This is a genomic window from Allobosea sp. LjRoot9, assembly GCF_964252745.1.
GTDB lineage: Bacteria > Pseudomonadota > Alphaproteobacteria > Rhizobiales > Beijerinckiaceae > Allobosea.
The window spans coordinates 547,499-567,846 of record NZ_CAXUPC020000003.1; the positions used below are offsets into that span (position 1 = coordinate 547,499).

Below are 20,348 nucleotides of genomic sequence, written 5' to 3' on the forward strand. Positions count from 1 at the left end.
ATGCGCCGCGCCGTCCCGGCCTGATGACAGCCGACCGTCGCGACGACGATAGCGAGAGCTCGCTGCGGCCGCTCTCGCTTGCCGATTTCACCGGCCAGGCCGCGGCGCGGGCCAATCTCCAGGTCTTCATCAACGCCGCCAAGTCGCGCGGCGATGCGCTCGACCATGTCCTCTTCGTCGGCCCGCCAGGGCTGGGGAAGACGACACTGGCGCAGATCGTGGCGCGCGAGCTCGGCGTCAATTTCCGCTCGACCTCGGGGCCCGTCATCGCCAAGGCCGGCGATCTCGCGGCGCAGCTCACCAATCTCGAGGAGCGCGACGTGCTCTTCATCGACGAGATCCACCGGCTCAGCCCGGCGGTGGAGGAAATCCTCTATCCGGCGATGGAGGATTACCAGCTCGATCTGATCATCGGCGAGGGGCCGGCAGCGCGCTCGGTCAAGATCGACCTGCCGAAATTCACCCTGGTCGGCGCGACCACCCGGGCCGGCCTGTTGACGACGCCGCTGCGCGACCGCTTCGGCATCCCGATCCGATTGCAGTTCTACACGGTCGAAGAGTTGCAGGGCATCGTCGCGCGCGGCGCCCGCGTGCTCGGCGTGCCGATGTCCGATGACGGCGCCAACGAGATCGCCAAGCGCTCCCGCGGAACGCCGCGCATCGCCGGGCGCCTGCTCAGGCGCGTACGCGACTTCGCCATCGTCGACGGAGACGCCATCGTCACGCGCTCGGTTGCCGACAAGGCGCTGCACCTGCTCGATGTCGATGCGATCGGCCTCGACCAGATGGACCGGCGCTACCTCACCATGGTCGCGATCAATTTCGGCGGCGGCCCGGTCGGGATCGAGACGATCGCCGCCTCGCTCTCGGAGCCGCGCGATGCGATCGAGGAGATCATCGAGCCCTTCCTGCTGCAGCAGGGCTTCATCCAGCGCACCCCGCGCGGCCGGCTTCTGACGCCGCACGCTTTCCGCCATCTCGGCATGCCGGAGCCCGCGCGCGAGACAACGCAGTTCGGGCTGTTCGGGGATGGCGAGGAGGAATGATGCCGCTGACGATCCTGACCGCCCTGCTGGCGATGGCGTTGACGCTGCTGCCGGCTGTCGGGGTAGGGGCGGCATATGCGGCTGAAACCTCGCCTGAAGCCACGATCCGTGAGGCCTATGCGATCACGATCCGCGAGCTTGCCGACATCGAGGCCGGCAAACCCGCCAAGCCTCCCTTCCGGCCGCCGCACCGGCAGCGATTGATGACCAAGGAACTCTCGGCGCTGTTCGCGCGCGACGAGCAATTCATGAAAGAGAGCGGGGATCAGGGCAATATTGGCTCTGATCCCTTCATCAGCGGGCAGGATGGCGAGGTCAAGCAACTGCGCGTCACGGTCGCGGAGCGCTCAGTCGCGAGCGCCACGGTCTTCGCCGACTTCATCAGCTTCGGCCCGGTGCGCGTCACCTTCTGGATGAAGCTGGAAGATGGGCGCTGGCGCATCGACGACATCGTCAACCGGATGGAGGGCAAGGACTACACGGTTCGCAGCCAGCTTTCGCAGCCCTATGACTGCGGCTCCTTCATGAAAAAGCCCTGCAAGCGGTAGCACCCAAACCGACCCGTCGATCGCAGGTTCCGGGGAGATATAGGCCGCAGGCCAGCTTCTTTGGGATCAGGGCGTCGGTGGGTTTGCCTGCTCATCTGAGCTTGCGCCATGGCTCCCAAGACGCCCGTTGCCGCGGTGGCCATGCGAGCGTGAAATCGTCGGCGGCATTGTCGAAATTGGGGCTGTAGAACGGATCGTTCAGCAATTCGCCGCGCCAGGATGCCTGCATGAAGCGGCCTTCGCGGTGGAAGCGGTCTCGCGTGTCCGGCCTGTCGTCGGAGGGGCGGGAGGCCGATTCAAGATGGTGGAGCACGGCATTGGGCGTCCAGACGACGCGCAGGCCATGCTGGCGGACTTTCATGCACAGGTCGACGTCGTTGAAGGCGACCTTGAGCCTCGTATCGTCCAGGCCTCCGACAGCCTCGTAGACCTCGCGGCGGATCGCAAGGCAGGCTCCGGTGACGGCGCCGACGTCCCGGGTCAGGCCGAGATGGCCGAAATAGCCGGGATCCGTGGCGCTGCGGAACAGGCCGATATGGCCGGCGATGCCTGGGCCGCCGTCGAAGGAGCCGGCGCCGAGCCTGACCCCGGCATGCTGGATCTTTCCGCTGCCGTAGAGGAGCTTTGCGCCGACAGCGCCGATATCGGGCCGAACCGCGAGGCTGACCAACTCGTTGAGCCAGTCGTCGGCGATGACCTCGATGTCGTTGTTGAGCAGGAGCAGTACCTCGCCCCGCGCCTGGCGGACGGCGACATTGTTGAGGGCGGAGTAATTGAACTCTCCGTCGATGCGCAGGATGCGCACGCGCTCGTCGCGTTCGAGGGTGTCCAGGAGAGCCAGGGCATCGTCCTCGACGCTGCCATTGTCGACGACGATGATCTCGAGCGCGGGATAGGTCGTCTTTCGCAGCAGCCCGTCCATGCAGCTGCGTAGAAGTGATGCGCGATCGCGCGTCGGCACGATCACCGTGACGAGGGGCGCCGGATCGGGAACCGGCCATTCGACGCGGTTCCATATCCTGGCGAGCGGAGCTTCCGCGACCTTGGCGGTGCTGTGCCCCATGCGGTCGAGATGCCGCCTCACGGCCATGCGGGCATTGCGCAGGCAGGCTTCCAGGCGCCGCTGCGAGAAAGAACCGCCGCCGGATTCCTGTCGCCAGTGATACAGAACGAATGGAACATGCCTGATGCGGCTCGGATCGATCGCTTCGATCGCGCGCAAGGCGAGATCGTAATCTTGGCTGCCGTCCAGCGACGGGTCGAGGCCGCCGACCCGCTCGAGCAAGGCCCTGCGGTAGACCGCGAGATGGTTGATCAGGTTCTGGCCCAGCAACAGATCGTAACTGTATTCCGGCTTGAAATAGGGCTCGCTGCGCCGGCCCGCCTCATCGACCTTGTCCTCGTCGGAAAACAGCAGATCGGTCCCGGGATGCCGCTCCAGCTCGGCGGCGATCTCATAGAGCGCCCGCTCGGCCAGGAGGTCGTCATGGTCGAGCAGGGCGACGAATTCGCCCGTTGCAAGTGCGAGCGCGCTGTTGGTCGCCTCTGCGATGCCACCATTTGTCTCGCGTCGAATCCAGCGAATGCGCGAGTCCAGCGCAGTCTGCTCGCGCAGAATGTCGGCGACGTGGCTGGAGGGCGATGCGTCGTCGGCGATGCAAAGCTCCCAATGCGGATAGACTTGGCCGCGCACCGACTCGATCGTCTCGCGCAGGATGCGCGCAGGCGTCTGATAGGCAGGCACCACCACCGAAATCAGCGGGCGGCGTGGCATTGCCGCGATATGGCGGCGGATCGCGGACCGGTCGACGGCGCTCAACGTGTCGTAGGACGAAATCCATTTGCTGTAGGATAATCCGGCGCGGGGCCGCATGGCCGGAGGCGCGAAGGGGGCCGCGAGCAGGTCTCTGACGGCAGGCCAGCCACCGCGCGAATAGCGCTGCCTGGCCAGTTCCAGGCGCCGGGACATCCGCTGAGGGGTCGCCAGCCAATAGCACAATCGTGTCGCGGCGCGCGCATAGGAGCCCTTTCGCTGCCACTATGTGCTGTCGGCTATCTTGTAGACTGTCTGATGCAGGACCATCCGCGCCTCGTGCTGCGTCCGGACGGAATTGCCCGGCAACCGTTGTCGCTGCGGATGCCGCTGCCGCGGCGTGGCGCTTCTTGGGCAGTTGATCGACGGAAATGTCGCCCGGCGTTGCCGGATTGTTTCAGGCTCACGGCTGCGCCGGATCATGCGAGAGCAGGATGCGAAAACGTGGGAAGCTGTTTTTCGGATTGATCCTGCTCTCACTTTTAGATGAGAGGCGGATTCAGATTTCAGATGGGATCGCTTTGTGATTCCATCTGAGTGATTCCATCTGAAATCATCCGGCTCTAGAGGTCCGGTGGACCCATCGCCGAGGCGCCGCATTTCGCATGCGACGCCTTCGCACAGCAGAGTATTCGATCGTGACCGTCCACCGGCTTTCCGTGCGCGTCTATTACGAGGACACCGATTTTTCCGGCGTGGTCTACCACGCCTCCTATCTGCGCTTCATGGAGCGCGGGCGCACCGAATTGATCCGGTCGCTGGGCATCGAGCAGCGCGAATTGTTCGATGGCGGCACCGCGCTCGGCTTCGCCGTGCGCAAGATGGCGATCGAGTTCATCCGGCCAGCAGTGATGGACGATCTTTTGACGGTGGAGACACGCTCGGTCGCGGCGCGCGGGGCAACGATGGATGTCGAGCAGCGGGTGCTGCGCGGTGAGGAGGTCCTGGTCACGGCCCAGGTCCTGGTCGCCTGCGTCGGCGGTGGGCGGGCGCGGCGGATTCCGGACGGACTCAGACGCAGGCTCGAGGGCGGGACGGACGACGCGTAATGCGTAGTCGACGCTGGCCCGGCGCCATGTTAGCGCTCGATACATGAGCTGGAAGCGCAACATCCCCGATCCGCCACGCGGCTATCATCACGGCAATCTCAAGGAGGAGCTCGTGCGCGCCGCGCTCGGGCTGATCGGGGAGAAGGGGCCGAACGGCTTCACCTTCGCCGAGGCCGCGCGGCTTGCCGGCGTCAGCCCGGCCGCGCCCTATCGGCACTACCGCGACAAGGACGCGCTGCTGGCCGATGTCGCGGCGCGCGGCTTCCTGGTGTTCGAGGCGGCGCTGTTGCGCGCCTGGGACCAGGGCAGGCCGGATCCGGAGACGGCGTTTCACCAGCTCGGGCGCGCCTATCTCGCCTTCGCCCATGACGAGCCGGCCTATTACTCGGCGATGTTCGAGGCCGGGGTGCCGCTCGATGCGAGCCCCGAGCTGCGCAACGCGGCGGACCGTGCTTTCCAGGGCCTGCGCGCCGCCTCCGAGGCCTTGATCGTGCTGCTGCCGGTGGGCAAACGGCCGCCGGCGCTGATGATGGCGCTGCACGTCTGGGCGATGTCGCATGGCGTCGCGGCGCTGTTCGGCCGGGCTGATGGCGGCCGGCGGCCCTTGCCGATGTCGGCGGCCGAGCTGCTCGAAGCCGGCATGCTGATCTATCTGCAAGGGCTGGGACTGGGCTCTGACACGCGCGGCTAGGCGCGTTCTCACGCGAATCGGTATCCACTTCGCTCGAAAACGCTTCTGCAGGCCCATCTTGACAAAAGGCCAGGCTGCTTCCATTTATGTAAATGTGATTTACATTCACTCCTTTCACGGTGAGGGAACAATGCCGATCGTCGCGAAGCTGGACGAGTTTGGGAGAGGGGCCTGGATCGCCTTCACGGTCCTTGGCTTCATGGTTTGGTGGCCTCTGGGTCTGGCGACCCTGGCCTTTACGATAGGGAGTGGTCGCATGGGATGCGGATATGCCGGGGCTGGCCGTCAGGAATATCGGATGAGCCGTCTCCAGGAGAAGATGGACCGTCTGCGCAGCCGCATGGGCGGCGAGGGCGGTGGTTTTGGCGGCGGCTGGCATCGCGGCCCGTCGAGCGGCAACCGCGCCTTCGACGAGTATCGCCAGGAGACACTGCGTCGTCTCGAGGACGAGCAGCGCGAGTTCCACGACTTCCTGGGACGGCTGCGCATGGCCCGGGACAAGGCCGAGTTCGACCAGTTCATGGCCGACCGGCGCGGCGTAGAGGCCACCCCGCCCAACGCTGGCTGACACTTAAGACGCATAACGACCTGTCGTTGCAGCCTCGCCCGCCCCGGACAACCGGGGCGGGCATTTTCGTTTGCGGCCCCTGCTCAGGCCTGCGCTGGCCGCATGGCGCGTATACCGGGCATTAACCTTGCTGGAGGCTTAACTCGATCCCGAGCATGCGTTTCGCAGGAAACCCCGTTTCGGCCCATCTTTCGCCGGATTTTCAAGCGATTGACGGCACCGGCAGTTCCCCGGATCGCGGATCGGGCGGCGGCGTGGGGTCTCTCGCGACGCGTGCGGCGGGGTTGCGTCGGGAAATCCGGCGCACTCGCTAATGCAGAAGGATGACAGGATGAACCCCGCCGATGTCGCGCAAGCCGCGCCGCAGATCGACATGTCGTTCTGGACGCTGTTCTGGCACGCTCATATCGTCGTCAAGCTGGTGATGTGCGGATTGATCGGTGCCTCGATCTGGTGCTGGTCGATCATTATCGACAAATCGCTGCTCTATCGCCGCACGCGCCGGGACATGGACGCCTTCGAGGAGGGGTTCTGGTCAGGCCGTTCGCTCGAGGAGCTCTACCGCGACCTCTCCAGCAAGCCGGCCAATGACATGGCTGCCGTCTTCGTCGCAGCGATGCGGGAGTGGAAGCGCTCCTTCGAGAATGGCGGGCGCTCGGTTGCCAGCCTGTCGCAGCGCATCGACAAGGTGCTCGACGTCACCATCCAGCGCGAGACCGAGCGGCTCGAATCGAAGCTGCTCGTGCTCTCGACCATCGCCTCCTCGGCGCCCTTCATCGGCCTGTTCGGCACGGTCTGGGGCATCATGCATTCCTTCACCGCCATCGCCGTCTCGAAGAATTCGTCGCTTGCCGTGGTGGCGCCCGGCATCGCCGAGGCGCTGTTTGCCACCGCGATCGGCCTGTTCGCCGCGATTCCGGCACTGATGGCCTATAACAAGCTTCAGGCCGAGGTCGCCAAGGCGCAGAATCGACTGGAGGCCTTCGCCGACGAATTCTCCGCGATCCTGTCGCGGCAGATTGACGAGCGGCTGGCGGCGTAGGGGCAAGCGAAATGGGTATGTCAGCAGCATCCGGCGCGAAGGCCGGGGGGCGGCGCGGCCGGCGGGGCCGGCGCCATGGCGCCATCGCCGAGATCAATATGACGCCGTTCATCGACGTCATGCTGGTGTTGCTGATCATCTTCATGGTCGCGGCGCCCCTGATCGCGACCGGTGTACCGCTCGATCTGCCGCAGACCGGCGCCAAGCCGATCAATGTCGACCAGAAGCCGGTCACCATCGCCATCGATAGCAAGGGCCAGATCTTTCTGCAGGACCAGCCGACGCTGGAGCCTGATCTGGTGATGAAGCTGCAGGGCCTCGCCAAGCAGGGCTTCGACGAACGCATCTATGTCCGCGGCGATCGCATGGTCGATTACGGCCGCGTCGCCTCGGTGATGTCGACCATCACATCGGCGGGTTTCAAGCGGGTCGCGCTGGTCACCGAACCGGCGCGGTGAAGACGAGTGCAGTGAGGGTGTTCCAGGCGTGAAGCTAACGACCTCCGAACCGGGCATGATTGTGTCGGCGCTGGGCCACGCGACGTTTCTCGTCGCGGGGTTGCTGGCGTTCGCCTCGCCGGTGCCGCTGCCGGAGAACGAGGAGGCGATCGCCGTCGAGGTGGTCGATCCCAGCGCGCTGAACCAGGTCACGCGCGGCGAACGCAAGGCCGAGAAGGTCCAGGAGCAGCCGATCCAGCGCGCCGAGCGCCAATCCGAGATCGTCGAGCGCAAGGAGGCGGGCGAGGCCAAGCTGGACACGCCCGCGCCGCCGAGTCGCCCGGTGGAGCTCAAGATCGCCGACGACAACGCGGCTGCACCGCTGCCGCCTTCGCGCGCCGCGCTGCTGCCGAAGGCCGAGCCGAAGGTCACGCCGCCGGAGCCGGTGAAGCAGCCGCCGCAGAAGGCCGAGCCCAAGGCGGAGCCGAAACCCGACCTCAAGCGCGAGGAACTGGCGAAGCTCGCCGAGGACGCCGAACTCGAATCCAAGGCGAAGCAGGCCGAGGAAGAGGCCAAGGCCGCCGCCAAGGCGAAGTCCGAAGCCGAGGCTCAGGCCAGGCAGGAGGCGGCCGCCAAGGCCAAGGCCGATGCGCAGGCCAAGGCGGAAGCCGCCGAGGCTGCGAAGCAGAAGGCCGAAGCCATCGCCAAGGCAAAGTCTGAAGCCGAGGCCAAGGCGAAGATCGTCGCTGCCGCAAAGGCGAAGCAGGAGGCTGAGGCCAAGGCCAAGCGCGAGGCTGAGATCGCCAAGAACTTCAACCCGACCGATATCGCCAAGCTGCTGCAATCGAAGGAGCAGGCGCAATCCTCGGGATCGGCTGCGCCGCAGGTCAACCGTACGGCTTCGCTGGGCACCGAGCGCGGTGCGGCGCAGAAGCTCAGCCCTTCGCTCCGGGCCCAGCTCATTGGCATCATCCAGGACCAGCTGCTGAAGTGCTGGAACGTGCCGATCGCGCTCGCCAACGCCAAGGGCTCGGTAGTGCCTTCCGTGCGGATGAAGCTGAACACGGATGGCTCGCTGGTGGGGCAGCCTGGCGTCGTCAACTCTTCGTCAGATCCGCTGTTCAGGGTGGCGGCCGATTCTGCCCTGACCGCAACCCGCCGCTGCGCGCCTTTGCGCATTCCGGCTCAATTCGCTTCCTATTATGACGACTGGCGCGACGTCGTCGTCAATTTCGACGCAAGGGACGTACTGTGACCCTCATCGACCGCAAAATCCTTTCGCCGGTTGCCAACGGGCTGACGCGTCGCGGCGCGCTTGCCCTGGGCGGTGCGGCGTTGCTCGCCCCAGTCGTGGCGAAGGCCGAACTCGTCATCGATCTGCGCGGCGGCTCGTTCCAGCCGCTGCCGATCGCCATTGCCGATTTCGCCGGCGATGGCGGCGTGCTGGTCTCGGGCGTGATCGCCAACAACCTCAAGCGCTCCGGCTATTTCACGCCGATCGACAAGAGCCGCCATCCCGACAGGAATCCGCCCTTCGATTCCGTTCCGCAATTCGAGGCCTGGAAGGCGGCCGGCGTCCAGGCGCTGGTGACGGGCCGTGTCTCGCGCGACGGTTCGGGCCGCATCAAGGCCGAGTTCCGGCTCTGGGACGTGACCACCGGCACGCAGACCGACGGCCAGCAATATTTCACCGACCCGAGCAACAACCGCCGCGTCGGCCACATCATTTCCGATGCGATCTTCACCAAGGTCACCGGCGTCGGCGGCTTCTTCGACACGCGCGTCGTCTTCGTCGACGAATCCGGGCCGAAGGAGAACCGGCGCAAGCGCCTCGCCATCATGGACCAGGACGGCGCCAATGTGCGCTATCTGACCAATGGCGACGTCTCCGTGGTGACGCCGCGCTACTCGCCGGTGGCCCAGGAGGTCACTTATATGTCGCAGCGCATGGGCGAGCAGCCGCGCGTGCATGTGCTCAACATCGAGACCGGCCAGCGCCAGGTCGTTGGCAATTTCCCCGACATGACCTCGAGCCCGCGCTTCTCGCCCAATGGTGCGCGCATTGCGCTCTCCCTCCAGCAGGGTGGCAACGCCAATCTCTACGCCATGGATATCGGCTCGCGCACCACGACGCGGCTGACCTCGACGGGCGCGATCGACACCTCGCCATCCTATTCGCCTGATGGCACGCAGATCGTCTTCGAGAGTGACCGCGGCGGTTCGCAGCAGCTCTATGTGATGCCTGCGGGGGGCGGGGAGGGCAAGCGCCTCTCCTTCGGCGCCGGTTCCTATTCGCAGCCCTCATGGTCGCCGCGTGGCGATCTGATCGCCTTCACCCGGCGTGGCGCGGGCGGTTTCGCGATCGGCGTGATGCGTGCGGACGGTTCGGGCGAGCGGGTCTTGACCGAAGGGTTCCACAATGAAGCGCCGAACTGGGCGCCCAACGGCCAGTACATCATGTTCTTCCGCGATCCCGGCGGGCAGTCGGGCGGAAAACTCTATATGGTCGACATCACCGGGCGCGTCGAAGTGCCGGTGCCGACGCCGGCCTTCGCCTCGGACCCGACCTGGTCGCCGCTGCTGACGGCGGGGCGCTAGAGCCGATGCGAGAAGCCGGTTCCCACTTTTCGCACGCTGCTCCCGGGAGTGTCAGTTACGGAATTGGGCCAGCCAGGCGATGCAAATCGGCCACATCGAGTGAAATGCCGCATTTCGCAGCGTTTGGTTAACCATATGCCGCAATGCCGCCACTTCGCCTTGTTTTGGCAAGGTCTCGTTTAGGTTGACGCTTCATTGATGGGCTCCTGTGCAACGCCGTCCGTGAGCCGCGCCCCGCAGATTCGATTGCCCCGGAGTCAAACCATGCTTGCCACTCTTCTTGCCGGCGGCCGCGCCGTCCGCTTCGCTGCCGCGATCGCGGCCTCGCTCGCGCTCGGCGCCTGCGCCAACAACAACCAGAATGCCGACGGTTTCGGCGCCGGCGGCGCCGCCACGCCCGGCAGCGCTCAGGATTTCGTCGTTAATGTCGGTGACCGCGTCTTCTTCGAAACCGACTCGACCGATCTGACGTCGACCGCGACCGCCACGCTCGACAAGCAGTCGGCCTGGCTGCAGCGCTATCCGCGTTACACCTTCGTGGTCGAAGGTCATGCCGACGAGCGCGGCACGCGCGAATACAACTTCTCGCTCTCGGCCCGCCGGGCCCAGACCGTGCGCGACTATCTCGCTTCGCGCGGCATCCAGGGCAACCGCATGCGCATCGTCTCCTACGGCAAGGAGCGCCCGGTCGCCGTCTGCAACGACATCTCGTGCTGGTCGCAGAACCGCCGCTCGGTGACGGTGCTCGACGGGGCCGGCGGCGTCTGATCGCCACCCAGTCTCCCGTTCAAGCTCGGGCCGGCGCCTTCCGAAGAGGAAGCCGCCGGCCCTTTCATATTTTGGCCGTGGTGAGGGCGTGTTATAGCGCCCAAACCAAGCGCAACCGGTTGTCGACAATGCTCAAAGACGTCGCTTTTCATCGCAAGGCCCATTCCGTGCTGGTCGTACTGGCCGCAGGCTGGATGGCGTTCGCCACAGCGGCCCCCGCGAGAGCCCAGGACGCGGCCGAACTCACCGTGCGCACCGCGCGGCTCGAGAACCAGCTGCGTCAGCTCTCCGGGCAGATCGAGCAGCTCCAGTTCGAGAACAAGCGTCTCACCGAGCAATTGCGCAAGTTCCAGGAAGATGTCGATTTCCGCCTGAACGAGCGTGGCGGCGGCCGCGCTGGGGGGGGCGCACCTGCAACGGCGCCGAGCAACGCACCTGCTGGTGGCCAGCGCCAGCGGCGCGGCGATGCCTTCGATCCCACGACGCAGCAAGGGGCGGCCGGCGCGCCGCGCTCGCTCGGCGGCGGCGTGGAAGGGATCATCGAGGAGGATTTCGCGGGAACTCCGGGTCAAGGTCCGCTCGATATCCAGGGCGTCGGGCGCACCGTGCCGCAAGGAGCCTTGCCCCCGGCGGTTCCGCGTGGGCCGAGCGTGGCTGCGACCGGCGGCGCGAGCTCGGCCAAGGAAGCCTATGACATCGCCTATGCCTCGGTGCTGCGTAAGGAATATGAGCAGGCCGAGATGGGCTTCCGCCAGTTCCTGCAGAGCTATCCGCGCGACCGGCTCGCCGCCGACGCGACCTATTGGCTGGGCGAGAGCTATTTCCAGCGCCAGCGCTATCGCGAGGCGGCGGAGCAATTCCTGAAGATCTCACGCGAGAACCCGCGTTCGAACAAGGCGCCCGACAGCCTGCTCAGGCTCGGCATGGCCCTGAACGGGTTAGGCGCGCGCGATCAGGCCTGCGCCACCTATGCCAAGGTCGGCGTAGACTATCCCGCGGCCTCCAGCGCTGTGCGTCAGGGCGTTGAGCGCGAGCGCCGCCGCTCCGGTTGCGCTTGAACGCGCAGCCGGCCCCGGTCGCGGAGCACGAGCCGATCCTCGCCGGCGAGGCGGAGGCGCTTTTCGCCGATCTCGCCAATGAACCCAGATTGCTCGTCGCTGTCTCGGGCGGGCCGGATTCGGTCGCGCTGTTGGCTTTGCTCGCTGAATGGGCGGGCTGTACCGGGCGGCCCGAGATCGTCGCCGCAACGATCGATCATGGTCTACGCGAAGGGTCCGCCGCCGAGGCGCAAGCCGTGGCCCGGCTTTGCGACGGGCTCGGCGTTCCCCATGCACTCCTGCCCTGGCTTGGTCCAAAGCCCGCCACCGGCTTGCAAAACCGGGCGCGAACAGCCCGCTACCATCTGCTTGCCCGCGAGGCCGAGCGGCGCGGCGGCGCGGTGGTCGTCACCGCCCATACGCTGGACGACCAGGCTGAGACCCTGCTGATGCGCATGGCGCACGGCTCGGGACCAGCCGGGCTTGTCGGCATGCGGGCGCGCAGCCGCCGGGACGGCATCACGCTGGCGCGGCCGCTGCTGAGCGTCTCCAAGGCGCGGCTCGTTGCGACCGCCCGGGCACGCGGCCTGTGGTTCGCGGCCGATCCGAGCAATCTCGACCCGCGCTTCGAGCGCGTGCGCTGGCGCATGCTGATGCCGGTGCTGTCGGAGGCCGGGCTCGACGCCGATCGCCTGGGGACGCTGGCGACGCGGCTGGCGCGCATGGAGAGGGCGCTGGCGAGCCAGGCCGAGGCGCTCTGGCCGGCGATCGTCATGCCCTGCGACGAGGCCGGTGCGGTCAAGCTTGGCTTCGCCGCCCTGCTCACGCATCCCGAGGAGATGGTGTTGCGCCTGCTGGCGCGGGCCGTCGATAGCGTCGCGGCCGATGAAGACGCGGTGGCGCGGCTGGAGAGGCTCGAAAGCTGCGGTTTTGCGTTGATCGAGGCGACGCGGGCGCGGTTTGCCTTGACACGGACATTGTCGGGGTGCGTGCTGACGCTCGGTCGCGATGGTGTCCTTTGCGTGCGGCGCGAGCCTGTCCGCAAGCGGGGTGTTCACCCTGCGGCGTCATAAGGTCTGGTCGATCGGCCCGTTTCCCTTGGCAAGGGCGTGTGCCGCACCTAGATTAGCCGAGCAAACCCTTGGCCTCCTCCGGCATTCCCGGCAGGCCCGATCGGACTGGTGATGAATCCGAACTTCCGTAATTTCGCCCTTTGGGTGGTGATCTTCCTGCTGGTTCTGGCGCTCGTCACGCTGTTCCAAAGCCCAAGCCAGCGCGCCAGCACCAATGAAATTCCCTACAGCCAGCTGATCAACGAGTCTGAGGCCGGGCGCATCGCCAATGTCGTGGTCGCCGGCCAGGAGATTTCCGGCACCTTCTCGGATGGCCGCAGCTTCGTGACCTATGCGCCTTATGGCGACCCGGCACTGCTCAAGACCTTGGCCCAGAAGGGCGTTCAGGTCTCGGCGCGGGCGCCGTCCGAGGGCACGCCCTGGTTCATGGCGCTGCTGGTGAACTCGCTGCCCTTCGTCATCTTCATCGGCCTGTGGATCTTCATGTCCCGCCAGATGCAGAACGGCGCCGGCAGGGCCATGGGCTTCGGCAAGTCCAAGGCGAAGCTCCTGACCGAGGCGCATGGCCGTGTCACGTTCGAGGACGTCGCCGGCATCGACGAGGCCAAGGAGGACCTTCAGGAGATCGTCGAATTCCTGCGCGATCCGCAGAAGTTCCAGCGGCTGGGCGGGCGCATCCCGCGCGGCGTATTGCTGGTCGGCCCTCCCGGTACCGGCAAGACCTTGACCGCGCGCGCCGTCGCCGGCGAGGCAAACGTGCCGTTCTTCACCATCTCGGGTTCCGACTTCGTCGAGATGTTCGTCGGCGTCGGCGCGAGCCGTGTCCGCGACATGTTCGAGCAGGCCAAGAAGAACTCGCCCTGCATCATCTTCATCGACGAGATCGACGCGGTCGGCCGCCATCGCGGCGCCGGCCTCGGCGGCGGCAATGACGAGCGCGAGCAGACGCTGAATCAGCTGCTCGTCGAAATGGACGGCTTCGAGGCGAATGAGGGTGTCATCATCATCGCCGCCACCAACCGCCCCGATGTGCTCGACCCCGCGCTGCTGCGCCCGGGCCGTTTCGACCGTCAGATCGTCGTGCCGAACCCCGATGTCGCCGGTCGCGAGAAGATTCTGCGCGTCCACGTCCGCAAGGTGCCGATGGCGCCGGACGTCGACCTCAAGATTCTGGCCCGCGGCACGCCGGGTTTCTCGGGCGCCGACCTGATGAACCTCGTCAACGAGGCGGCGCTGCTTGCGGCCCGTCGCGGCAAGCGCATGGTCACCCATGGCGAATTCGAAGACGCCAAGGACAAGGTCATGATGGGCGCCGAGCGCAAATCCATGGCGATGTCCGAGGAAGAGAAGAAGCTGACCGCCTATCACGAGGCCGGCCACGCCATCGTCGGCCTTTATGTTCCCGCCGGCATCCCGGTCCATAAGGCGACGATCATCCCGCGCGGTCGTGCGCTCGGCATGGTCAAGTTCCTGCCGGAGGGCGACCGCTATTCCATGAAGTTCAAGGAGTTCACCTCGCAGCTTGCGGTCGCCATGGGCGGGCGCGTGGCGGAAGAGATGACCTTCGGCATGGAGAACGTTACCTCGGGCGCGACCGGCGACATCCAGCAGGCGACAAAGATGGCCAAGGCCATGGTCACCCAGATGGGCTATTCCGAAGAGCTCGGCCTGGTCGCTTATGGCGACAATCAGGAGGAGGTTTTCCTCGGCATGTCGATGGGCCGGACCCAGAGCCTGTCGGAGGCAACCGCGCAGAAGATCGATAGCGAGGTCCGCAAGCTCGTCCACCAGGGCTATCTCGACGCCAAGGCGATCCTGACCGAGCGCCATGAGCAGTTCGTCGAGGTGGCCGAGGCGTTGCTCGAATTCGAGACGCTGACCGGCGACGAGATCCGCGACCTCATCGCCGGCAAGCGCCCGGTGCGCGAGACTGACGACACCCCGCATGCACCGCGCGGTTCAGCGGTTCCCAGCGCCGGCCGCGGCCGCAAGCGTGGCGAGCCCGACGCCGGGCTGGAGCCGCAGCCGCAGATCTGAGGCTAAGTCCTCTCCCGATTGGAAAAGGCGGCCGTATCGGCCGCCTTTTTTCTTGTGGGCCGTAATCTTCTCCTGGAATGGCGCAATGGCTCCGAGTGTAACTGCCCGATCGCAGTCGCGATGGCGCCGTCCTGCGCCCTTTCTGCGCGTGGTCGGATAGGATTCGTCACAAATCGTGAGAAGGCGGAAACCAATTCCGGCTATAGAAGGGAGCCGGATCGGGCCTGAGGGCTCGTGTGGACAGAGCAAACATGACACGCAAATATTTTGGAACCGACGGCATTCGCGGGCGCGCCAACGGCGTCATCACGCCCGACCTCGCCTTGAAGGTCGGTCAGGCGACCGGCATTGCCTTTCATCGCGGCGAGCATCGCCACCGCGTCGTCATCGGCAAGGATACGCGGCTCTCGGGCTATATGATCGAATACGCCATGGTGGCGGGCTTCACCTCCGTGGGCATGGATGTGATGCTGCTCGGCCCGATGCCGACGCCGGCTGTCGCGATGCTGACGCGCTCGATGCGCGCCGATCTCGGCGTCATGATCTCGGCTTCGCACAACCCCTATGAGGATAACGGCATCAAGCTGTTCGGCCCCGACGGCCACAAGCTCAATGACGAGGTCGAGGCCGAGATCTCGGCCCTGCTCGATTCGGATCTGTCGCCGCGGCTCTCGACCTCGCCGATGCTCGGTCGGGCCAAGCGCATCGAGAGCGCCCATGCCCGCTATATCGAATTCGCCAAACGCACGCTGCCGCGCAATATGAGCCTGGAAGGCCTGCGGATCGTGGTCGATTGCGCCAATGGCGCTGCCTACAAGGTCGCCCCCGAAGCGCTCTGGGAACTTGGCGCGGAGGTCATCGCGATCGGTGTCGAGCCGGACGGGCTGAACATCAACAAGGATGTCGGCTCGACCCATCCCTCCGCCTTGATCCAGAAGGTGCGGGAATTGCGCGCCGATGTCGGCATTGCGCTCGACGGCGACGCCGACCGCGTGTTGATCGTCGATGAGCAGGGGCAGGTCGTCGACGGCGACCAGCTCATGGCGGTGATCGCACGCAGTTGGCAGGAGGATGGGCGGCTCTCGCAGCCGGGCATCGTCGCGACGGTGATGTCCAATCTTGGCCTGGAGCGCTATCTCGGCGGCCTCGGCCTGTCGCTGGCGCGGACCTCGGTCGGCGACCGCTATGTGCTCGAGCATATGCGCGCTCATGGCTTCAATGTCGGCGGCGAGCAGTCCGGCCACATCATCCTCTCCGATTACGGGACGACGGGCGATGGGCTGGTCGCTGCGCTGCAGCTTCTTGCGGTGGTGAAGCGCCAGGACAAGCCGGTCTCGGAGGTCTGCCACTGCTTCGAGCCGCTGCCGCAGATCCTCAAGAATGTCCGCTACAAGCAGGGCCATCCGCTCAAGGAAAAGCCCGTCGTCAGCGCCATCGAGGCGGCGACGCAATTGCTCGGCGCGGGCGGCCGGCTCGTCATCCGCCCGTCGGGCACCGAACCGGTGATCCGTGTGATGGCAGAGGGCGATGACGCCGACCTCGTCATGCGCGCGGTCGACGATGTCGTCGAGGCCGTGACGAAGGCTGCGGCGTAAAGGCCAACTGGCGCTGTTGCTTATCCTCGGAGCCGCTCCGTCATTCTGGACGAGCGGCCCTCGGGTCCGGCCTTCGGCCGGCCCAGGGACGCAGCTCCGGGATGCATCATAGAGCCAGACTCGTCAAAGGATTGGCCCTCCGACGGATCCTGGGATCTCGCGGAGTTTATCCTTGGGCTGCTCGAAGATCGGAGCCGAGGGCGAAGCTCAGGATGACTTGCGATTCCGGGCCAAGATGATCAACCTGGCCACGGCCGCTGCGTCCCAGCGGATTGGCTGGCCGTTAACTCGAAACCCATCGCGGTTAGGAATTCGGTAAGTATTGGGGCGGCCTTCACTCTTTTTTCAGGTTAAGCGTTAGGGTTAAGTCTCGTTTAAGAAATCTCTGTCAACGTCCTTCCCATCGGTAACTCGCGCGAGCTGCGTTCTTGGCGTCGCGCAAACTCGAAGGACACTGCCATGGGCAGCCTGAAAATCCTTGCGCTGGCAGGCGTCATGGCTGTCAGCGCCTCCGCGCTTGCAACCGCCGCCGATTACATGCCGGCTCCGCCGCCGCCCGAGCCGCTCGGCCTCAAGGGGTCGATCTCGAGCGGCGTCTATCTGCGCGGCGATATCGGTGTCGGCTATCAGTCGGTCAGCAAGTACCATCAGGACGATGTCGCAACTTATGGCGGCAGCTTCTTTGGAGCGGCCGAGGGCAACCACGCGGTCTTCGGCGGACTCGGCATCGGTTACCGCTTCAACAACTGGTTCCGCGTCGATGCGACCGGCGAATATCGCGGCGGCTCGACGATCGGCACCAACGACATCATCTACAACCCCTTCGCGGGGGTGAACCAGACGAACACCTACAAGGGCAACCTGTCCTCGATGGTGGCCCTGTTCAACGGCTATGTCGATCTGGGCACCTGGAACTGCCTGACGCCTTATATCGGCGCCGGTATCGGCTATGCCTCGAACAGGATCACGGGTCTGACCGATCAAGGCATCGTCGGCATCTCGCCGACGCTCGGCACGGCCGCCAGCGGCACCAAATCGGGCCTCGCCTGGGCGCTGATGGCCGGTGTCGGCTACGAGGTGAACAAGAACCTCACGCTCGAATTCGGCTATCGCTACCTCAATCTCGGCGATGCCCGCTCCGGCTCCATCAACAACGCCTTCCTCGCCGAGAGCTACGCACCGCTCAAGGCCAAGGACATCGACAGCCACGATTTCAGGATCGGCATGCGCTGGAATTTCGGCGAGTCGGATTGCTGCGGTCCGGTCGAGCGCCCGGTGGCCTATGCGCCGCCGACTGTGCGCAAATACTGAGAGCCGGCGAAATCTCGCATTCTGGCGGCGCGGACCTCGGGTCCGCGCCGTTTTCGTTTCGGGCTCCAGCGATCAGAGCATTGTGCGAAAAAGTGGGTACCGGTTCCTCGCCTTCGAACGATTTCGTCCGAAGGCGACGCGATCTAGCGCAGCAGCGAGCGGCCGGTCATCTCGGCTGGCTGCGGCAGGCCGATCAGGGCGAGCAGCGTCGGGGCAATATCGGCGAGGCGGCCTTCCGCCAGGGCCATCGCGCCGCTGCCGACCAGCATGATCGGCACGGGGTTGGTGGTGTGGGCGGTATGCGGCTCCCCCGTCACCGGATCGACCATCAATTCGCAATTGCCATGGTCGGCGGTGACGATGAGCGAACCGCCTGCTGCCGTGATCGCGTCGGCGATGCGCCCTAGGCCGGTATCGACCGTCTCGACGGCCTTGATCGCGGCTGAGAGCACGCCGGTATGGCCGACCATGTCGGGGTTGGCGAAGTTCAGCACGACGAGATCATAAGCGCCGGACTGGATCGCCTCGACCGCCCGCTGGGTCAGTTCGGGCGCCGACATCTCAGGCTGCAAATCATAGGTCGCGACCTTGGGGGAGGGCACCATGACGCGGTCCTCGCCCGGATAGGGCGTTTCCTCGCCGCCATTGAAGAAATAGGTGACGTGCGGGTATTTCTCGGTCTCGGCCATGCGGATCTGTGTCATCCCGGCCTTGGCGACCGTCTCGCCGAGGCCGTTGGCGAGCGTCTGCGGGGCGAATAGCGCCGGCATCAGCGGGTCGAGCTCCGAGCTGTAGGAGGTCATGCTGACAGCCTTGGCGAGCACGGGTCGGCGCGGACGCGCGAAGCCGGCGAACTCAGGCTGAAGCACCGCACCGAGAATCTCGCGAATGCGATCCGAGCGGAAATTGAAGCTGAGCAATCCGTCGCCGTCTTGCATGCCGCTAAAGCCTGCGATCACGGCGGGCTTGATGAACTCGTCGGTGGTGCCTTGCGCATAGGCGCTGGCGATGGCGGCCTGCGCATCGGCGAAGGCTTGGCCTTCGCCCAGCACCATGGCGCGCCAGGCCTGCTCGACCCGTTCCCAGCGATTGTCGCGGTCCATCGCGAAATAGCGGCCCGACAGCGTCGCGATCACAGCCTGCGGCGGCAGCGCGGCGCTGAAGGCCGCGACATATGCGGCGGCCGATTGCGGGGGCGTGTCGCGGCCGTCCGTGAAGATATGGACGCGGACCGGAATGCCATGCCGAACCAGGATTTGCGCCAGCGCGACGGCGTGATCTTGATGGGCGTGGACTCCGCCGGGCGAGACCAGCCCGAGCAGATGGCAGGCGCCGCCGCTGGCCTTCAGCGCCGCGATCAGGCCTGTGCCCTCCAATGCGCGTGCGATCGAGCCGTCGGTGATCGCCTGGTTGATGCGCGGCAGATCTTGCATCACCACGCGGCCGGCGCCGAGATTGAGGTGGCCCACCTCCGAGTTGCCCATCTGGCCGCCCGGCAGGCCGACATCGAGGCCCGAGGTTCTGAGGGTGGCGTGTGGGGAGGCGGCCCAGAGCCTGTCGAAATTCGGTGTGTTGGCGAGGCGGACGGCGTTGTTCTCGCTCTCCTCGCGGCAGCCCCAGCCATCGAGGATCATCAGCATCACGGGGCGTTTGGGCATGGGCTGTCCTTCAGGCGCGGTTTCGGAGCAGGGGAGGCCGATAGCACGGCCTGGTGTCGCGAGCGAGGCGGTGCAGGCCGTGCGAGGCGCTCATGCCCGTCCACCCATTCTTGATGGGCGAAGCAGCTGCCGGCCGCCTATGCTGCGCGCCATCCCCGGCTCCCGTTCAAGAACGGACGCATGAGGGCGCCGAGCCAAGAGCAGGATGCGAAAAAGTGGGAACCGGTTTTTCGCATTGATCCTGCTCTCACTTTGAGATGAGAGCCGGATGATTTCAGATGGGATCACACGGTGATCCCATCTGAAATCATCCGGCTCTAGGAGATGACGCGTGATCAAGTTCTATTATCACCCCTCGCCAAACCCCGCGAAGATCGCCCTGTTCCTGGAAGAGGCCGGTCTGCCCTACGAACTCGTGCCGGTCGATACCCGCAAGGGCGAGCAGTTCAAGCCGGAATTCCTGGCGATCAACCCCAACGCCAAGACGCCGGCATTGACCGATGGCGATGCCACCATTTTCGACAGCAATGCGATCCTGCTGTATCTCGCCGAGAAGACCGGCCAGTTCCTGCCGGAGAACACGCCGAAGGCGCGCGGCGAGATGTTGTCCTGGCTGATGTTCGTGGCAACCGGCATCGGCCCCTATTGCGGCCAGGCAGTGCATTTCAGCCGCTTCGCACCGGAGAAAATCCCCTATGCGATCAACCGCTATGCCCGCGAGGCCGAGCGGCATTGGGGCATCATCGACGCACAGCTCAGCAAGCATCGCTACATGCTGGGTGACGCCTACACCCTGATCGACATGTCGGTCTGGGGCTGGGCGACGCGGCTGTCCTTCGCGGTCGGCGACGAATGGGCCACGAAATTTCCCAATGTGAAGCGCCATCTCGACGAGATATCCGCGCGCCCCGCTGCGCAGCGAGCCGTCGCGCTGAAGGATGCCTTCGCCTTCAAGGCGGATTTCGACGACGAGGCGCGGAAATTCCTGTTTCCGCAGAACGCGCATCTGGTGGCTTGAGCCAGCTAGAGCATTTTCGAGCGAAGTGGACACCGGTTCGCGTGAAGAAAATGCGATAA

18 protein-coding genes are annotated in these 20,348 nt (G+C 65.6%); 16 read left to right on the forward strand and 2 right to left on the reverse strand.

The features are described 5' to 3' along the window. The first annotated feature begins 23 nt into the window (after positions 1 to 23). Both ruvB and ACSQ3P_RS17125 read left to right on the forward strand, forming a co-directional pair. Positions 24 to 1,046, forward strand: a complete 1,023-nt coding sequence (gene ruvB, locus ACSQ3P_RS17120) for a Holliday junction branch migration DNA helicase RuvB (RefSeq protein WP_436166761.1) — start codon at positions 24 to 26, stop codon at positions 1,044 to 1,046. Further along, positions 1,046 to 1,594, forward strand: a complete 549-nt coding sequence (locus ACSQ3P_RS17125; RefSeq protein ID WP_436166716.1) for a DUF3828 domain-containing protein — start codon at positions 1,046 to 1,048, stop codon at positions 1,592 to 1,594. Before ruvB ends, ACSQ3P_RS17125 begins: the two co-directional genes overlap by 1 nt. Positions 1,595 to 1,685: 91 nt before the next feature. Here the strand turns inward: ACSQ3P_RS17125 and ACSQ3P_RS17130 are convergent, their stop codons facing one another. After that, positions 1,686 to 3,563, reverse strand: a complete 1,878-nt coding sequence (locus ACSQ3P_RS17130) for a glycosyltransferase family 2 protein (protein WP_436166717.1) — start codon at positions 3,561 to 3,563, stop codon at positions 1,686 to 1,688. 449 nt (positions 3,564 to 4,012) lie between these two features. On the opposite strand from ACSQ3P_RS17130, the gene ybgC reads away from it, so the two are divergent. The 13 genes from ybgC to ACSQ3P_RS17195 all read left to right on the forward strand — a co-directional run bounded on the left by ybgC (position 4,013) and on the right by ACSQ3P_RS17195 (position 17,613). After that, the gene (gene ybgC / locus ACSQ3P_RS17135; protein ID WP_436166718.1) at positions 4,013 to 4,456 is read left to right on the forward strand and encodes a tol-pal system-associated acyl-CoA thioesterase; all 444 of its coding nucleotides are present in this window, start codon (positions 4,013 to 4,015) and stop codon (positions 4,454 to 4,456) included. Between the two features lie 43 nt (positions 4,457 to 4,499). Beyond that, positions 4,500 to 5,147, forward strand: a complete 648-nt coding sequence (locus ACSQ3P_RS17140; RefSeq protein ID WP_436166719.1) for a TetR/AcrR family transcriptional regulator — start codon at positions 4,500 to 4,502, stop codon at positions 5,145 to 5,147. A gap of 130 nt (positions 5,148 to 5,277) precedes the next feature. Then, positions 5,278 to 5,715 (forward strand): DUF2852 domain-containing protein, encoded by a 438-nt coding sequence (locus ACSQ3P_RS17145; RefSeq protein WP_436166720.1) that lies wholly within the window; start codon positions 5,278 to 5,280, stop codon positions 5,713 to 5,715. Positions 5,716 to 6,046: 331 nt separating this feature from the next. Then, positions 6,047 to 6,757, forward strand: a complete 711-nt coding sequence (gene tolQ / locus ACSQ3P_RS17150; RefSeq protein WP_069692956.1) for a protein TolQ — start codon at positions 6,047 to 6,049, stop codon at positions 6,755 to 6,757. A gap of 11 nt (positions 6,758 to 6,768) precedes the next feature. Beyond that, positions 6,769 to 7,215 carry an ExbD/TolR family protein gene (locus ACSQ3P_RS17155; RefSeq protein WP_069692955.1) on the forward strand — a complete coding sequence of 149 codons (447 nt, stop codon included), beginning with the start codon at positions 6,769 to 6,771 and terminating at the stop codon, positions 7,213 to 7,215. Between the two features lie 55 nt (positions 7,216 to 7,270). Beyond that, a complete protein-coding gene (tolA, locus tag ACSQ3P_RS17160) occupies positions 7,271 to 8,449 on the forward strand; it encodes a cell envelope integrity protein TolA (RefSeq protein WP_436166721.1) in 1,179 nt (392 codons plus the stop codon). 41 nt (positions 8,450 to 8,490) lie between these two features. After that, entirely contained in the window at positions 8,491 to 9,792 is a 1,302-nt protein-coding gene (gene tolB, locus ACSQ3P_RS17165) for a Tol-Pal system beta propeller repeat protein TolB (protein WP_436166762.1), read from the forward strand. Between the two features lie 264 nt (positions 9,793 to 10,056). Then, complete coding sequence (gene pal / locus ACSQ3P_RS17170; protein ID WP_310147614.1) at positions 10,057 to 10,560, forward strand: peptidoglycan-associated lipoprotein Pal; 504 nt, start codon at positions 10,057 to 10,059, stop codon at positions 10,558 to 10,560. A gap of 128 nt (positions 10,561 to 10,688) precedes the next feature. After that, positions 10,689 to 11,618 (forward strand): tol-pal system protein YbgF, encoded by a 930-nt coding sequence (gene ybgF / locus ACSQ3P_RS17175; RefSeq protein WP_436166722.1) that lies wholly within the window; start codon positions 10,689 to 10,691, stop codon positions 11,616 to 11,618. Then, a complete protein-coding gene (gene tilS, locus ACSQ3P_RS17180) occupies positions 11,615 to 12,670 on the forward strand; it encodes a tRNA lysidine(34) synthetase TilS (protein ID WP_436166723.1) in 1,056 nt (351 codons plus the stop codon). The genes ybgF and tilS overlap by 4 nt, the downstream gene beginning before the upstream one ends. 111 nt (positions 12,671 to 12,781) lie before the next feature. Beyond that, positions 12,782 to 14,707: an ATP-dependent zinc metalloprotease FtsH gene (ftsH, locus tag ACSQ3P_RS17185; protein ID WP_436166724.1), complete on the forward strand. Its 1,926-nt coding sequence runs from the start codon at positions 12,782 to 12,784 to the stop codon at positions 14,705 to 14,707. A gap of 251 nt (positions 14,708 to 14,958) precedes the next feature. Beyond that, entirely contained in the window at positions 14,959 to 16,302 is a 1,344-nt protein-coding gene (glmM, locus tag ACSQ3P_RS17190) for a phosphoglucosamine mutase (protein WP_436166725.1), read from the forward strand. Between the two features lie 459 nt (positions 16,303 to 16,761). Further along, complete coding sequence (locus tag ACSQ3P_RS17195) at positions 16,762 to 17,613, forward strand: outer membrane protein (RefSeq protein ID WP_436166726.1); 852 nt, start codon at positions 16,762 to 16,764, stop codon at positions 17,611 to 17,613. Positions 17,614 to 17,756: 143 nt separating this feature from the next. On the opposite strand, the gene gpmI is transcribed toward ACSQ3P_RS17195, so the two are convergent. Then, the gene (gene gpmI, locus ACSQ3P_RS17200) at positions 17,757 to 19,271 is read right to left on the reverse strand and encodes a 2,3-bisphosphoglycerate-independent phosphoglycerate mutase (RefSeq protein WP_436166727.1); all 1,515 of its coding nucleotides are present in this window, start codon (positions 19,269 to 19,271) and stop codon (positions 17,757 to 17,759) included. 331 nt (positions 19,272 to 19,602) lie between these two features. Here gpmI and ACSQ3P_RS17205 point away from each other — a divergent pair, with 331 nt between their 5' ends. Beyond that, positions 19,603 to 20,289, forward strand: coding sequence for a glutathione S-transferase family protein (locus ACSQ3P_RS17205; protein WP_436166728.1), 687 nt, complete (start codon positions 19,603 to 19,605; stop codon positions 20,287 to 20,289). Positions 20,290 to 20,348: the final 59 nt, after the last annotated feature.

Excerpts from the sequence above, each read along its gene's own strand:
- ruvB (WP_436166761.1), top strand. The coding sequence starts at position 24 with ATGACAGCCGACCGTCGCGACGACGATAGCGAGAGCTCGCTGCGGCCG.
- ACSQ3P_RS17125 (WP_436166716.1), top strand. The coding sequence starts at position 1,046 with ATGCCGCTGACGATCCTGACCGCCCTGCTGGCGATGGCGTTGACGCTG.
- ACSQ3P_RS17130 (WP_436166717.1), bottom strand. The coding sequence starts at position 3,563 with ATGTCCCGGCGCCTGGAACTGGCCAGGCAGCGCTATTCGCGCGGTGGC.
- ybgC (WP_436166718.1), top strand. The coding sequence starts at position 4,013 with ATGCGACGCCTTCGCACAGCAGAGTATTCGATCGTGACCGTCCACCGG.
- ACSQ3P_RS17140 (WP_436166719.1), top strand. The coding sequence starts at position 4,500 with ATGAGCTGGAAGCGCAACATCCCCGATCCGCCACGCGGCTATCATCAC.
- ACSQ3P_RS17145 (WP_436166720.1), top strand. The coding sequence starts at position 5,278 with ATGCCGATCGTCGCGAAGCTGGACGAGTTTGGGAGAGGGGCCTGGATC.
- tolQ (WP_069692956.1), top strand. The coding sequence starts at position 6,047 with ATGAACCCCGCCGATGTCGCGCAAGCCGCGCCGCAGATCGACATGTCG.
- ACSQ3P_RS17155 (WP_069692955.1), top strand. The coding sequence starts at position 6,769 with ATGGGTATGTCAGCAGCATCCGGCGCGAAGGCCGGGGGGCGGCGCGGC.
- tolA (WP_436166721.1), top strand. The coding sequence starts at position 7,271 with ATGATTGTGTCGGCGCTGGGCCACGCGACGTTTCTCGTCGCGGGGTTG.
- pal (WP_310147614.1), top strand. The coding sequence starts at position 10,057 with ATGCTTGCCACTCTTCTTGCCGGCGGCCGCGCCGTCCGCTTCGCTGCC.
- ybgF (WP_436166722.1), top strand. The coding sequence starts at position 10,689 with ATGCTCAAAGACGTCGCTTTTCATCGCAAGGCCCATTCCGTGCTGGTC.
- ftsH (WP_436166724.1), top strand. The coding sequence starts at position 12,782 with ATGAATCCGAACTTCCGTAATTTCGCCCTTTGGGTGGTGATCTTCCTG.
- glmM (WP_436166725.1), top strand. The coding sequence starts at position 14,959 with ATGACACGCAAATATTTTGGAACCGACGGCATTCGCGGGCGCGCCAAC.
- ACSQ3P_RS17195 (WP_436166726.1), top strand. The coding sequence starts at position 16,762 with ATGGGCAGCCTGAAAATCCTTGCGCTGGCAGGCGTCATGGCTGTCAGC.
- gpmI (WP_436166727.1), bottom strand. The coding sequence starts at position 19,271 with ATGCCCAAACGCCCCGTGATGCTGATGATCCTCGATGGCTGGGGCTGC.